Origin of the sequence: Pseudomonas sp. D3-27, from assembly GCF_051132165.1 — a bacterium.
Classification (GTDB): Bacteria; Pseudomonadota; Gammaproteobacteria; order Pseudomonadales; family Pseudomonadaceae; genus Aquipseudomonas.
This window is the reverse complement of the sequence record NZ_CP071667.1, coordinates 2,689,675-2,704,336: the sequence shown is the minus strand read 5'-3', so window position 1 is coordinate 2,704,336 and position 14,662 is coordinate 2,689,675. Positions and strand designations below refer to the sequence as shown.

The window sequence follows — 14,662 nt, the reverse complement described above, 5'->3', positions numbered from 1 at the left end:
CCGAAGGTCAAGTGTTCAGGCAGTTCATTTCAGGCGCTAACCCGCCAGCTGCCTACTTCCCTAGTCATGAGAGGGTTATTTTTGATTACATCTAACGAGTTGATCAGCGCAAAAGCCGCCACCGGTATCGAAGGGCTGGACGACGTCCTTTCCGGTGGTTTGTCCCGAGGCCATGTGTTCCTACTGGAGGGAGAACCGGGCACTGGCAAAACCACGGTCGCGTTGCACTTCCTGCTAGCCGGCGCAAAGGCCGGCGAGCGCTCGTTGTACATCACGCTATCGGAAACCGAGCGTGAACTGCGCCAGGGCGCAGCCTCCCATGGCTGGACCCTGGATGAAAACATCCATATCTTCGAATTGACCCCGCCCGAGAGCCTGCTCAATGCCGAGCACCAGCAAAGCCTGCTGTATTCCTCGGACCTGGAGCTGGGCGAAGCGACCCGGCAGATCTTCGAAGTGGTCGAGCGCGTCAAGCCGACCCGCGTCGTGCTGGACAGTCTCTCGGAGATCCGCCTCCTTGCGCAGAGTTCCCTGCGCTATCGCCGGCAGATCCTGGCGATCAAGCACTATTTCGTGCGCTACGACGCTACGGTAGTGCTCTTGGATGACCTGACCACCGAGTCCCTGGACAAGACCGTACACAGTGTCGCCCACGGCGTTATCCGCCTTGAAGAACTGACCCCCAGCTACGGTGCCGAGCGGCGTCGGCTGCGGGTGGTCAAGTACCGTGGGCAGAAATACCGTGGCGGCTACCACGACTTCACCATCATGGGCGATGGCGTGCATGTATTCCCTCGCCTGGTGGCCGCCGAACACCGTGGCCAGTACGTGCGCCAGCAACTGTCCAGTGGCATCAAGGAAATGGACGCCCTGCTGGGGGGCGGCATCGAGACCGGCTCCAGCACGCTGATTCTTGGCCCGGCGGGTACCGGCAAATCCTTGATTTCCTTGATTTTCGCGGCGGCAGCGGTGCATCGCGGCGAAAAAGCCGCACTATTCATTTTCGATGAAGAGCTGGGGCTGCTGTTCGAGCGCATGAAGCACATCGGCATCGACCTGCTGGAACTGCAAAATACCGGCAATCTGCTGATCGAACAGGTCGATGCGGCCGAGCTTTCGCCCGGCGAGTTTTCCCACCGGGTACGCCGTTGCGTCAACGAAGGCGACATCAAGACCGTGGTCATCGACAGCATCAATGGCTATCAGGCCGCCATGCCCGAAGAAAACGCCTTGGTTCTGCACATGCACGAGCTGTTGCTCTACCTCAACCGCAAAGGCGCGGCGACGTTCATGACCGTCGCCCAACACGGCCTGGTGGGGGACATGCAAGCGCCGGTGGACATCACCTACCTGGCCGACACCGTCATCCTATTGCGTTATTTCGAGGCGCTGGGCAAGGTTCGCCGGGCCATTTCCATCATCAAGAAACGCACCGGCAGCCATGAATCCACCATCCGCGAATACCGCATCAACAAGCAGGGCATGACCATCGGTGAACCGCTGGAAGCGTTCCAAGGCGTATTGCGCGGAGTGCCAACCTATATGGGAGCGGGACACCCGTTGCTTGAGGATGATCCCCAGTGACGTCGGGCGAGCCACTGTCCGAGCGGGCGCTGATTCTCGCGCCCCTGGGACGGGACAGCCAGATTGCCCTGATGATTCTCAACGAGGCCGGCTTTAATGGCCTTGTATGCAGTCATCTGGGTCATTTGTGTGAAGAGTTGGAACACGGGGCGGGCCTGCTGGTGATTTCCTCGGAAGCGCTGGTAGGGCCCGACCTGGAGAACCTGCTCCAATACATCGAGCAGCAACCGGCATGGTCCGACCTGCCCATCGTCCTGCTGACGCACCACGGGGGGCCGGAGCACAACCCAGTCGCACGTATCGGCACACAACTGGGCAATGTGACCTTCCTGGAGCGGCCGTTCCACCCGGTGACGCTCGTCAGCCTGGTGACCACCGCCCTGCGCGGCCGCCGAAGGCAATACGAAGCCCGGGACCGCCTGATCGACCTGAGCACCAGCGAACAACGCCTACAGAACACTTTGGAAACGCTGGAACAGCAAGTCGAGGAGCGTACCGCCCAACTGCGTCACAACGAGGAAGCCCTGCGCCAATCGCAGAAAATGGAAGCGGTCGGCCAGCTCACCGGCGGCATCGCCCACGACTTCAACAACATGCTCACCGGCATCATCGGCAGCCTCGAGCTGCTGCGTCGACGCCTGGCGCGAGGCCGCACCGAAGATCTCGACAGCCTGATCGACCTGGGCGTGACCTCGGCTAATCGCGCCGCGGGCCTGACCCACCGGCTGCTGGCCTTCTCCCGCCGCCAGTCGCTGGATTCCAAGGCCGTGCAGATGAATACCCTGGTGCTGTCAATGGGCGAACTGCTTCAGCGCAGCCTCAACGAAAGCATCGCCCTGGAAATGCGCCTCGACGAACACCTATGGATCGCCGAAGCCGACCCCAACCAACTGGAGAGCGCCCTGCTCAACCTGGTCCTCAACGCCCGCGATGCCATGCCCGGCGGCGGCAAGCTGGTGGTACAGACCTTCAATAAATACCTGGACACCGGCTTTACCGATGCCTACAGCAACCTCGAGCCCGGCGACTATGTGGTGTTGAGCGTTCAGGACACCGGTTGCGGCATGCCCGAAGCGGTGATGCATCGCGCGTTCGACCCCTTCTTCACCACCAAGCCCATCGGCCAGGGCACGGGCCTTGGGCTTTCGATGATCTATGGGTTCAGCAAGCAGTCACGCGGACACGTGACCATCAACAGCGAGGTCGGCAACGGCACCACCGTGAATCTCTACCTGCCGCGCTTCATCGGCGAAGAAATGCACGAACCGCAAGTCGTCGTCCCACAGGCGCCTTATGCGCAAGATGGCGAAACCGTATTGATCGTTGAAGACGACCCAGCGGTGCGGGTCCTGGTCAGCGCGGTGCTCAGCGAATTGGGCTACGCCTTCGTCGAGGCCGGCGACGCCAACGGCGCGGTGCCGATCCTGCAATCGAACCAGCGCATCGACCTGCTGATCAGCGACGTGGGGCTCCCCGGCATGAACGGAAGACAACTGGCCGAAATAGGCCGCCAGATCCGCCCTGACCTCAAGGTATTGTTCATCACTGGCTACGCTGAACACGCGGCGGTGCGCGGTGGTTTTCTTGACCCGGGCATGCAAATGATCACCAAGCCGTTTACCTTTGATTTGTTGACGGCGAAGGTGCGGGAGATGATCAAGGTTTGAGGCGTGGCACCGCTTTTGATTTTGATCTTGATCTTTATCTTAACGCCCCGTTAACCACGCTGGCCTGCGTGAGGGCACACCGAGCCTCGGCGAGGTGCCGAGTGGTGGGGCGAAGCCTTTTTTGCTTGCTTTTTTTGGCGTCTGAAAAAAAGTAAGCCGCCGTAAGGGCGGAACCTCCAGCAGCAATTACCACAGAAACGGATATGTACCCAATCAGCCGTATACCCCAGTCAACCGCAGAAACAAAACTAAGACAACATCCCCTGCATAATCCCCTGCAACACATCCAAATCAAACGGTTTATCCAAAATCGGCGCCTTGCGGGTAATGGGGCTATCCGTCTCGCGCACTTCCTGGGCGTAGCCACTGATGAAAATAACCTTCAGGTCCGGACGCAACCTCACCGCCGGCTCAGCGATCTGCACCCCGGAAATACCCCCGGGCAGACGGAAGTCGGTAATCATCATGTCCAGATGAGGCTTGCTCGCCAGGATCTCGAACGCCTGCTCGCCGTTTTCAGCCTGCAGCACCCGATACCCCTCCCCGGAAAGATAGGCCGACAGCACCATCAGGATCGAAGGGTCATCCTCGACGATCAATACAACGTCTTGCGCATCTTCACTCATGAGAAGCCTTTGTTGAATCAATAGCTGCTGATACGACCCTGGGGTCGCTCAGAGGTTGCGTCCGTTCGCCAGTTTTCTGAAAAGGCAGACAAACGCGAAACAACGCCCCTTCGTTGAGGCGGCTGTTGACCGTGATGATGCCGCCGTGGGCGGTGACGATCTGCTCGGAAATGAACAGCCCAAGGCCCAGGCCGGCGGCGGCGGCCTTGGACGACACCCGTTCGAATTGCTGAAAAATACGCTTCTGGTTCTCTTCGCTGATCCCGATCCCGTGGTCCTGGACCTCGATACAGGCATGCTCCGACGTCTGGTAAACGCGCACCTCAATCGGGCTCTTGCAGCCATAGCGCAACGCGTTCGTCAGCAGGTTCGAAACCACCTGCTCGATACGAAACTCATCCCAATGCCCTTCCACCGAAGGTTCGGCGGTACAAGTCACGGTGCATTCGGCGGCACTGATCTGTGGTTGAAAGTTGTGCAGCAGGTTTTGAACCAGCGCCGTCAGATTGAAACGGGTCGGACGGATGGACAACTTGCCGGTGCGGATCCGCGATACGTCCAGCATGTCCTCGATCAAACGGATCAAGCTCTTTATCTGGCGTTCGTCGCGCTCGACCATCGCCTTCACTTTATCCAGGGTGAAGGCGGCGGCGTTGTCCCGCGCCAAGTGCATTTTACGCAACTGCGTTTCCAGGATCAGGCCGTTGAGTGGCGTGCGGACTTCGTGGGCGACGATCGACATGAAGTCATCGCGCATGCGCACGGCCTGCTCCAGCTCGCCGCGAGTGGCTTGCAATTGCTCAAGCAACAGCTCTTGCTCCCGGCGGCTCTGCTCCAGGGCAAGCACTTGCTCCTTCATCGCCTTTCGCTGGCGATAAAGTTCGACGAACACATTGACCTTGCTTTTGACCGCATGGGTATCCAGCGGCTTGTGCAGGAAGTCCACCGCGCCGTTTTCGTAGCCGGTGAACGCGTAGTTGCGCTCCCGGCCGGCCGCGCTGACAAAGATGATCGGGATACTGCGGGTCTTTTCCGTGCCGCGCATCAACTCGGCCAGTTCGAAACCGTTCATGCCCGGCATCTGCACATCGATGATCGCCAAGGCAAAATCATGTTGCAAAAGCAGCGACAGCGCTTCGTCCGCCGACAAGGCCTTGAACACCTCGCGGTCATCGCGCTGGATCAGCGCTTCCAGGGCCAACAGATTCTCAGGCAGATCGTCGACGATCAGCAGTTTGGCTTGAATATCTCTTGGCATTTAGTTCATTCCAGCCCGGCCAGCAATTGGCCGATGCCCTGCAAAGTTAGGATATGGTCAGGCTCGTGCAAGCTAAGGGCCGCTTCAGGCATGGTGCAAACCTGCGCCTCCTTCGGGTCCTGGACGACCGTGATGCCGCCCAGCGCCTTGACCCTGGCCAAGCCTAGGGCGCCATCGCTGTTGGCGCCGGTCAATACCACCGCCAGCAGACGAGGGCCATAGACATCGGCGGCTGACTCGAACAGCACGTCGATCGACGGCCGCGAATGGTGAACCGGCTCTTCGAGGCTCAGCGACAGGCTACGGTCGGCCTCGATCGAGAGGTGATAACCAGGGGTTGCAACGTACAAGGTGCCCGGAAGGATGTCTTGCTTGTCGCGGGCTTCTTCAACGGGTATCGCCAGGCGATGACGCAATACCTGGGCTAACTGACTGTCCCGCTCATCGGGCAAATGCAACACCACCAGCACAGGCAGGCTGAAGCCTTTGCGCAAGTGGCTGAAAATCTTGAGCAACGCTTCGACGCCGCCGGCGGATGCGCCGACGACGACTGCTTCGATCAAGTGGCTGGATCTGTCCGTCAGTGGATTCATAACTTGCGATAGATCCGTTCCTGTTTGACCAGCGGTTCGAACTGCGCACTGAACGCCGAAAAATCCAGCGTCTCCTTGCTCCCCAACACCAGGAACCCACGGTGGCAAAGGGACTCATGAAACAACCCGAAAGCGCGATCTTGCAGCTTTTTATTGAAATAAATCAATACGTTACGACATGAAACTAATTGGGTTTCTGAAAATACGCTATCGGTTGCCAGGCTGTGGTCGGCAAAGGTCACATGCTTGCACAAGGTCTTGTCGAACATCGCGTAATCGTAGGCGGCCGTATAGTAGTCGGCAAACGAACGCTTACCGCCGGCGAGCTGGTAATTCTGGGTGTAGGCCCGGACATTTTCCAGGGAAAAGATGCCCTGCTTGGCTTTTTCCAGGGAGCGCGGGTTGATGTCCGTGGCGTAAATGAACGTACGATCCAGCAACCCCTCTTCTCTTAGCAGGATGGCCATGGAATAGACCTCCTCCCCTGTGCTGCAACCGGCGATCCAGATCTTGATCGACGGGTAGGTCTTGAGCAGCGGCACCACTTCCTCGCGGATGGCAAGGAAATGCGCAGGATCGCGAAACATCTCACTGACAGGGATCGTCAGCAACTGCAGCAGTTGCATGAATGCGCCAGGGTCGTGCAACACACGTTCCTGCAAGGCCGATATGGTCTTGCATTCGAATTGGTTCAACGCATGCAGCACCCGGCGCTTGATGGAAGCGCCGGAGTAGTCGCGAAAGTCGTAGCTGTACTTCAAGTAGATCGCTTCGATCAACAAACGAAGCTCAATGTCTGTGTTTCGTTCCACTAGATTCTTTCCATATTCGGCAACCACACGCGAATCAGTGAGAACAGGCGATCCAGGTCAATCGGCTTGGCCAGGTAATCGTTGGAGCCCGCCGCCAGGCAACGCTCCTGATCATCCTTCATGGCCTTGGCGGTCACGGCGATAATCGGCAATTTGCGCCAGCGGGGGTCCTTGCGGATCAGCGTGGTCGCTTCGAAGCCATCCATCTCGGGCATCATCACATCCATCAGCACCAGGTCGATGTCTTCCACTTCATTCAAGCGATCAATCGCCTCATACCCATTGCGCCCGATCACCACGATCGCCCCCTTGGCCTCCAGGGCGCTGGTCAGAGCGAAGATATTGCGCACATCGTCGTCCACCAACAGCACCTTGCGGCCTTCGAAGACCTTGTCGCGGCTGCGGGCGGTCTGGAGCATGCGCTGTCGTTCATGGGACAACCGGGATTCGACTTTGTGCAGAAAGAGAGTGACTTCGTCCAACAGGCGTTCCGGCGAGCGGGCGCCCTTGATGATGATCGAGCGTGAATATTTGCGCAGCTCCGCTTCCTCATCCCGCGTCAGGTTACGCCCGGTGTAGACGATCACGGGCGGAAATGAACAGATCTCTTCGCTGGACATGCGCTTGAGCAAGTCATTGCCCAGCATGTCCGGCAGCTTGAGGTCGATGATCATGCAGTCGTAGACGTTATTGCGCAGCAGGTCCAGGGCTTGCTGCGCCAGGCCTACGGCGGTGATCTCGATGTCGTCGTCGCCGATCAGACGGGTAATGCTGTCGCGCTGCAAGTCATCGTCTTCAACCAAGAGCACCCGTTTGACCTTCTGGGTCAGCTTGGCCTCCAGTCGCGCGAAGACGTCCTTGAGCTCCTCCCGGGTGGTCGGTTTGACGGCGTAACCAATGGCGCCCATGTGCATCGCCGCTTCGACGCGGTCCTCGACGGAAATGACGTGCACCGGGATGTGGCGGGTCTGGGCCTGTTCCTTCAGGCGTTGCAAAACGGTAAGCCCGGAGTGATCCGGCAGGCGCATGTCCAGCAGAATGGCATCGGGGCTCAATTGCAGGGCCAGATCAAAGCCTTCGTCGGCGCCATGGGCCACTAGGCAGTGGTAGCCCAGCTCATGGGCGAGGTCGAACAGGATGCGGGCAAACTTGGGTTCGTCCTCGATGACCAGGATGCAACGGGAATCGAACGGCGCCTTGTCCCGGTCGTCGGCGAATTGCGGGAGGGGTGCGTCCACCTCGGCAATCAGCGGCACGGGTGCCGGGGCACGGGTCGTTGCAGGCACGGTTGCGGTCGGGGTAAAGGTCACTGGATTCACCGGATTTTCCCCGGGCTCGACGTAACGCTCCGGCAAGACCAGCGTAAAGACACTGCCCTGCCCTGGCTCGCTGGTCACCGAGATCGAACCGCCCAGCAAGGTCGCCAGGTCTCGGGAGATCGACAGCCCCAGCCCGGTGCCGCCATAGCGGCGGTTGGTGGTGCCATCGGCCTGGCGGAACGCCTCGAAGATACTCTGTTGCTGATCGGCGGCGATGCCGATGCCCGAATCACGCACCATGAAGGCAATGCCCGAGCCCGGCTGGCCGGTTACGGACACCTGGACCGAACCCCGTTCGGTGAACTTCACCGCGTTGGACAGCAGGTTCTTGAGTATCTGTTCGAGGCGCTGGCGGTCGGTGTACAGCATCGACGGCGCGTCCGGCAGCAACTGCACCTCGAAGTCCAGTCCCTTTTCAGCCGTCAACGGCTTGAACGTATCCTGGAGCCCTTCCACCAAACGCGCCACGCTGGTGTTTTCCGGCCGCACTTCCAGCTTGCCGGCCTCGACCTTGGAAATGTCGAGGATGTCATTGATCAGGTTCAGCAAATCATTGCCGGCGGAGTAGATCGACTCGGCAAACTTCACCTGTTCATCGCTGAGGTTATTGTGAGGGTTCTCCGCCAGCAATTTGGACAGGATCAGCGAACTGTTGAGCGGTGTGCGCAGCTCATGGGACATGTTGGCCAGGAACTCGGACTTGTACTTGCTCGAACGCTGCAATTCTTCGGCGCGTTCCTGCAATTGGATCTGGGCCAGGTTCAGCTCGCTGTTCTTCTGGTCCATGGCGTCGCGCTGCTCGGCCAGTTGTTCGTTGGTCTGCTCCAGTTCCTGTTGCTGGGCTTCCAGGTGCGCCTGGGATTCCTTCAGGATGCGCGACTGTTCCTCCAGCTCTTCGTTGGCGGTCTTGAGCTCTTCCTGCTGCACTTGCAACTCTTCGTTCAACTGCTGGGTTTCGGCCAGCACTTCTTGCAAGCGTTGACGATAGCGGGCCGCTTCGATGGACGTGCCGATGTTCCCGGCCACCAGCTCCAGCAGCTCGATGTCGCGCGCGGTCAACGGCCGCAGGAAGCCCAGTTCAACGACACCATTGATGCGGTCATCGTCACGGGTCGGCACCACCAGCACGCAGTTGGGCAGTCCCTCGCCGAGCCCGGAGCTGACCTTGAGATAATCCTGGGGCACATCGTCCAGCCGGATAAGACGCCCCTGCCGCACGGCCTGCCCGGCGATGCCCTCGCCATCGATGATGACCTGCTGGAGTTCGTCATCCTCCTTGGACATGCCATAGGTGGCGATACGCCGTAGCGTGCCGTTTTCTTCCCGTGCATAAAGGGCGGCGACCACGGTGCCCAGGTACTGGGCACAAAACTGCAAGATGTTGCGCCCCAGCAGATTCAAGCTCAACTGACCGAGGACCTGTTCCGCCAACTGGGTCTGGCCATTGCGCAACCAGGCCTGTTTCTCCAGGTGCAAGGCACTCTCCTGCTGGACTTTCAGGCTGGCGCTGTAGTTGCCAGACAGTGTCAGGAGATCCCGACGGCCAACATAGGCCAGCAGCCCACTGACTGCGGCGACGAACAGCAGATACAGAGCGATGCTCCAGACCGTGGTGGTGCGCACCTGTTCGTTACGTTCGGCGCGCAGTTGTTGCTCGGTCTCGACGACATCCTCGAAGGTCTTGCGTATTTCGTCGGTCAACCGCTTGCCCCGCCCGGCCTTGAGCGCACCGCGATAGTCGCCGCCGCTGCGATGAAGATCGATCATGCCTTGGGCGTAATTGGCCCATTCCACCTGGAGTGCCTCGATCCGGCGCAAGCGGTCGGTCTGTACCGGATTATCGGCTGTCAGTTCCAACAATGTGTCCAGTGCCACCGCAATCCGGGGCTTGGCCACTTCATAGGGGTCGAGGAAGTGCTCGTCGCCACTCAGCAGGAACCCGCGCATGCCTGTTTCCAGGTCAACGCTCAGCTTCAGCGCTTCGTTGGCGTTATTGATCACCCGGTCGGTGTGCCCGACCCATTGGATCACCGAGAGAAGGTAGGTGATCAGCACGATGAAAAACACCGCGCTGAGCGCACCGATACCCAAGGGGAGGCTGATGTTACGGCTCAGAAGCTTGCGAAAACTTTGTTCGTCAACCGAAGACGAAGGAGTCATGGAAAAGGCCTTGGTGAGCAGTTGAAAATCATGGAGTTTGCCCAAAAATACGGACTGGATCCACATTTCTGACGATTCAAGGTCGCAAATCCAAGGCGCTGTACCCCGGTTGTAAGGATGCGACTATCCTTGTCAGCTCTTGTACTATAGATCCTTTCTTGTACAGCTTCGGGAACTTGTGCCGCCTCTCGACTTACTCATGCATTACGGCCGGTTATTACCAAGCCCTTACGATTCCACCTTCCGAGAAGTCCATTATGTCCGTCCCTGCCCCTGTCACCCCTCCCACCATCCTGGTCGTCGAAGACGACAACATCGTGCGCATGTTGATTGTCGACGTGCTGGAGGAACTGGAATACGAGGTATTGGAGGCAGAAGGTGGCGAAGAGGCGCTTAAGCTCCTGGAGGAGAAGGACCGTTCCATCGACCTGATGATGACGGATGTCAGCATGCTGCCCATGGACGGTCGCGAGTTGGCAACAAAAGCACGCGAAGTGCGCCCCGGACTCCCCATCCTGTTCGCCAGCGGCTACGCCGAAAGCATCGACGTGCCAGAAGGCATGAGCGTCATCGGCAAACCCTTCTCCATCGATCAATTGCGCGACAAGGTCCAAAAGATTCTTTCTTGAGCGCGGACGCATTGTTGGTCACTATCGGCGCCCCGCGCGCCGACTGCGCCTGAAAATGCTCCAAGGATTGCCCGTCATGCCTCACCCCACCACCAAAGTCCTGGTTATCGGCTACGTCTGGCCCGAGCCACGCTCATCGGCGGCCGGCGGGCATGTCATGCAACTGCTCGAAGCCTTTCTCGAACAAGGCTGGGACATCACCTTCAGCAGCCCCGCCAGACCCGGTGAGAACCGCGCCGACCTGATTGGCCTGGGCATCCGGGAAGTACCGATCGAGCTCAATAGCAGCAGTTTTGATGTGTTTATCAGTGAGCTGGCGCCGGATATCGTCCTGTTCGACCAATTCATGATGGAAGAACAGTTTGGATGGCGGGTCGAAAAGCACTGCCCCGACGCCCTGCGCGTGCTCGAAACCTCGGATCTGCAAAGCCTGCGTCATGCACGGCATCAGCGCCTGAAAGACCGCTTGAAGTCCGATGAGTCCTCCCAGGACTTCACCGACCTGTTCGCCCCGGCCTTGCGCGAGGAATTCGAGCTGATGGCGGACACTGACATGGCAAGGCGGGAAATTGCAGCCCTCTTGCGTTGCGACCTGAACCTGATGGTATCTGAGTTCGAGATCGAGCTGCTGGTGGAACACTTCAAGGTGCCCCGCGAGCTGTTGCTCTGGTGCCCGTTGATGCTGGACTTGCCGACCGAGCCGTTCGTGCCCTTCGAAGACCGAGCGCATTTTCTCAGCATCGGCAATTTCCGCCACGCACCGAACTGGGACGCCTTGCTCTGGATGAAAAACGCCATATGGCCACTGATTCGCCAACGATTGCCGGGTGCGCAGCTGCATCTCTACGGGGCCTACACCCCGCCCAAGGCAGCGGCACTGCATAATCCTACCCAAGGGTTTCATATCATGAACTGGGCCGAGGACGCCTTGCAGGTCATGTCCGGGGCACGTATCTGCCTGGCGCCGCTGCGTTTCGGCGCCGGCATCAAGGGCAAGCTGATCGAAGCCATGCTATGCGGCACGCCCAGTATCACCACGCCCATAGGTGCCGAAGCCATGCACGGCGGCATGCCCTGGCCCGGGGTGATCGCGCAAAGCGCCGAGGCCATCGCCGAAGCCGCCGTACAGCTGTATACCGACCAGGCGCGCTGGACCCATGCCCAGGGGGCCGGGTTGGCCTTGCTCGCGGAACGTTTTCGCAGGCAGGTCCACGGCCCTGCCTTGATTGACAGTATCAATGCCTGCCGCGTCGACCTTGCGCGGCGCCGTCGGGACAATTTCACCGGCAGCATGCTGCGCCACCACCAGCACAAGAGCACCCAGTACATGTCCCAATGGATCGAGGAAAAGAACCGCAACAGCTGACTCAATCGTCGCTCCGAGGGCTGGAACCCGGGCGGCGAAGGGGGCATTATCCAGCGGCGATAACAACAAAAGCGCCAAACCCATGACCCGCACAGCCAGAGTCACCGACCCTTCCTATGAGTTGATGGACGACCACAACGGGCTGTCCATCATCTACCGCCAGCACGGTTTTCCCTGTCCGCTGGTGCGCTGGCATTTCCACAAGGAATACGAGCTGCACCTGATCGTCGCCAGCTCGGGCAAGGTTTTCATTGGCGATTACATCGGCAATTTCTCCCCGCAATCGCTGTTCCTCACCGGCCCCAACCTGCCCCATAACTGGATCAGCCAGGTCGCCGAGGACGAAGTGGTGGCCAAGCGCGACATGCTGGTGAATTTCACCGATGAGCTGTTTGAAAGTGGGCACCAGGTATTTACCGAGCTCAAGACGCTCGCGCCGCTGCTCGAACGCGCTCAACACGGCATCGAGTTTCGCTGCAAGCGCACCGTCCGCCAGGCCATGACCTTGATGCAGCGCATCGCCGACGCGCAGGGCATGAGCCGGCTCGGCTACTTTTTCATCCTGATGGAGCTGTTGGCCAGCTGCGATGACTATCAATTGCTCTCTGGCGCCACCGCCCCACAAGCGGCTGATGAGCACAGCATCGACCGCACCAACCGCGCGGTGGACTATATTTTTGCCCACTACGCCCGGGAATTGCCTCTGGAAGAAGTGGCCGAGCACCTGGGGATGAAACCCACCTATTTCAGCCGGGTGTTCAAGCAAGCCACCGGGCGTTGCTTCATCGAATTCGTCAATCGGCTGCGCATCAGCAAATCCTGCGAGCTGCTCGCCGACGGCGACAAGCCGGTGACGGATGTGTGCTTTGAGTCGGGCTTCAACAATATTTCCAACTTCAACCGACGCTTCCAGCAACTCAAGGGCATGACGCCTTCCCATTATCGGCGGCTGGCGGTGCAGCGGTTGACCGAGCAGAACCAGGGCTGAATTTCACCGCCCCTCCCCCGTGGCGAGGGAGCTTGCTCCCGCTGGGCCGGGCTGGCGCTCCAGCGCGAAGCGGCCCCAAAATGGGGCTGCTGCGCAGCCCAGCGGAAGCAAGCTCCCTCGCCACAAGTTTTTTGCGAATTTCACTCAGTGCAAAAAAGTATCAGTAAAAGTGCGACGGATGATTTGTCATGCCGTCCATTGAGGGCTGTAATCAGCGCACATTCTTCCTCTCATCCGGAAGACACAAAAACAATAACTGTCCTTCTGCAGCCCGTGGGCGCGGAAAAGGAGTGCGCGATGAAACCTTCGGTAAAAGCTCTGCTTGTCTCCACCTGCATGACCCTCAGCAGCGTCAGTTTCGGCGCACAAACCCTGACCATTGCCACCGTCAACAACAGCGACATGATCCGCATGCAAAAGCTTTCGAAGACCTTCGAGGCCGAGCACCCGGACATCAAGCTGAACTGGGTGGTGCTTGAAGAAAACGTCCTGCGCCAGCGCCTGACCACCGACATCGCCACCCAGGGCGGTCAGTTCGACGTGCTGACCATTGGCATGTACGAAGCCGCACTCTGGGGCGCCAAAGGCTGGTTGGAACCGATGAAAGACCTGCCGGCCGCCTATGACCTGGACGACATTTTCCCGTCCGTGCGCGATGGCTTGTCGGTAAAGGGTTCGCTATACGCCCTGCCGTTCTATGCCGAAAGCTCGATCACTTACTACCGCACGGACCTGTTCAAGGACGCCGGGCTGACCATGCCCGAGCACCCGACCTGGACCCAGATCGGAGAGTTCGCGCAAAAACTCACCGACAAATCCAAGGAACAATATGGCCTGTGCCTGCGGGGCAAGGCCGGTTGGGGCGAGAACATGGCGCTGATCACGACCCTGGCCAACGGCTTTGGCGCGCGCTGGTTCGATGAGAAGTGGCAGCCGCAATTCAATGGACCCGAGTGGAAGGATGCCCTGAACTTCTACGTCGACAACATGAAGAAATCCGGCCCGCCGGGCGCTTCCAGCAACGGTTTCAACGAAAACCTGGCCCTGTTCAACAGCGGCAAGTGCGCGGTCTGGGTCGATGCCAGCGTCGCGGGCTCGTTCGTGACCGACAAGACCCAGAGCAAGGTGGCCGATCACGTAGGCTTCACCTTCGCGCCCCACGAGAAAACCGAAAAAGGCACCTCGTGGATGTACTCCTGGTCGCTGGCGATCCCGGCCAGTTCCAAAGCCAAGGAAGCCGCCAAAGTGTTTACGACTTGGGCAACGTCCAAGGAGTACGGCCAGTTGGTCGCCAAGACTGATGGCATTGCCAACGTACCACCGGGCACCCGCGCCTCCACTTACAGCGACGAGTACATGAAGGCCGCGCCGTTTGCCAAGGTAACGCTGGAATCGTTGAAAGTCGCCGACCCGAAAGCCCCCACCCTCAAGCCTGTGCCCTACATCGGCATCCAGTTGGTCACCATTCCCGAGTTCCAGGCCATCGGCACCCAGGTAGGCAAGTTCTTCTCGGGCGCACTGACCGGCCAGCAGACCGTGGACCAGGCGTTGACCGCCGCGCAATCCACCACCGAACGCGAGATGAAGCGCGCCGGGTATCCCAAGTAAAGGCCTGTAGGTATCCATTTGTGGCGAGGGAGCTTGCTCCCGCTGGCGGGCG

The 14,662-nt window shown here is 59.4% G+C and carries 11 protein-coding genes; 6 read left to right on the top strand and 5 right to left on the bottom strand.

Features of this window, described 5'->3' with window-relative positions; translation table 11 throughout:
- Window positions 1-81 precede the first annotated feature (81 nt).
- Window positions 82-1,584, top strand: coding sequence for an ATPase domain-containing protein (locus J3P92_RS12450; protein WP_420766871.1), 1,503 nt, complete (start codon window positions 82-84; stop codon window positions 1,582-1,584).
- On the top strand, window positions 1,581-3,251 hold the full coding sequence (locus J3P92_RS12445) for a response regulator (RefSeq protein WP_434611306.1): 1,671 nt from the start codon (window positions 1,581-1,583) through the stop codon (window positions 3,249-3,251). Before J3P92_RS12450 ends, J3P92_RS12445 begins: the two co-directional genes overlap by 4 nt.
- 248 nt (window positions 3,252-3,499) lie before the next feature.
- Here the strand turns inward: J3P92_RS12445 and J3P92_RS12440 are convergent, their stop codons facing one another.
- From J3P92_RS12440 to J3P92_RS12420, 5 genes are read right to left on the bottom strand one after another with little or no spacing between them, the layout of a single operon-like run.
- Entirely contained in the window at window positions 3,500-3,877 is a 378-nt protein-coding gene (locus J3P92_RS12440; RefSeq protein WP_030142671.1) for a response regulator, read from the bottom strand.
- The gene (locus J3P92_RS12435) at window positions 3,870-5,135 is read right to left on the bottom strand and encodes a hybrid sensor histidine kinase/response regulator (protein ID WP_434611303.1); all 1,266 of its coding nucleotides are present in this window, start codon (window positions 5,133-5,135) and stop codon (window positions 3,870-3,872) included. Before J3P92_RS12435 ends, J3P92_RS12440 begins: the two co-directional genes overlap by 8 nt.
- A gap of 5 nt (window positions 5,136-5,140) precedes the next feature.
- Window positions 5,141-5,728 carry a chemotaxis protein CheB gene (locus J3P92_RS12430; protein WP_420766868.1) on the bottom strand — a complete coding sequence of 196 codons (588 nt, stop codon included), beginning with the start codon at window positions 5,726-5,728 and terminating at the stop codon, window positions 5,141-5,143.
- Window positions 5,725-6,540 (bottom strand): CheR family methyltransferase, encoded by an 816-nt coding sequence (locus tag J3P92_RS12425; protein ID WP_420766867.1) that lies wholly within the window; start codon window positions 6,538-6,540, stop codon window positions 5,725-5,727. Before J3P92_RS12425 ends, J3P92_RS12430 begins: the two co-directional genes overlap by 4 nt.
- Window positions 6,540-10,019: a response regulator gene (locus J3P92_RS12420; protein ID WP_434650981.1), complete on the bottom strand. Its 3,480-nt coding sequence runs from the start codon at window positions 10,017-10,019 to the stop codon at window positions 6,540-6,542. The genes J3P92_RS12425 and J3P92_RS12420 overlap by 1 nt, the downstream gene beginning before the upstream one ends.
- 257 nt (window positions 10,020-10,276) lie before the next feature.
- On the opposite strand from J3P92_RS12420, the gene J3P92_RS12415 reads away from it, so the two are divergent.
- The 4 genes from J3P92_RS12415 to J3P92_RS12400 all read left to right on the top strand — a co-directional run bounded on the left by J3P92_RS12415 (window position 10,277) and on the right by J3P92_RS12400 (window position 14,610).
- A complete protein-coding gene (locus J3P92_RS12415; protein ID WP_420766865.1) occupies window positions 10,277-10,648 on the top strand; it encodes a response regulator in 372 nt (123 codons plus the stop codon).
- 76 nt (window positions 10,649-10,724) lie between these two features.
- On the top strand, window positions 10,725-12,014 hold the full coding sequence (locus J3P92_RS12410; protein WP_434650979.1) for a glycosyltransferase family 4 protein: 1,290 nt from the start codon (window positions 10,725-10,727) through the stop codon (window positions 12,012-12,014).
- Between the two features lie 82 nt (window positions 12,015-12,096).
- Window positions 12,097-13,002 carry an AraC family transcriptional regulator gene (locus tag J3P92_RS12405; protein WP_420766863.1) on the top strand — a complete coding sequence of 302 codons (906 nt, stop codon included), beginning with the start codon at window positions 12,097-12,099 and terminating at the stop codon, window positions 13,000-13,002.
- A gap of 297 nt (window positions 13,003-13,299) precedes the next feature.
- The gene (locus tag J3P92_RS12400) at window positions 13,300-14,610 is read left to right on the top strand and encodes an ABC transporter substrate-binding protein (protein WP_420766862.1); all 1,311 of its coding nucleotides are present in this window, start codon (window positions 13,300-13,302) and stop codon (window positions 14,608-14,610) included.
- Window positions 14,611-14,662: the final 52 nt, after the last annotated feature.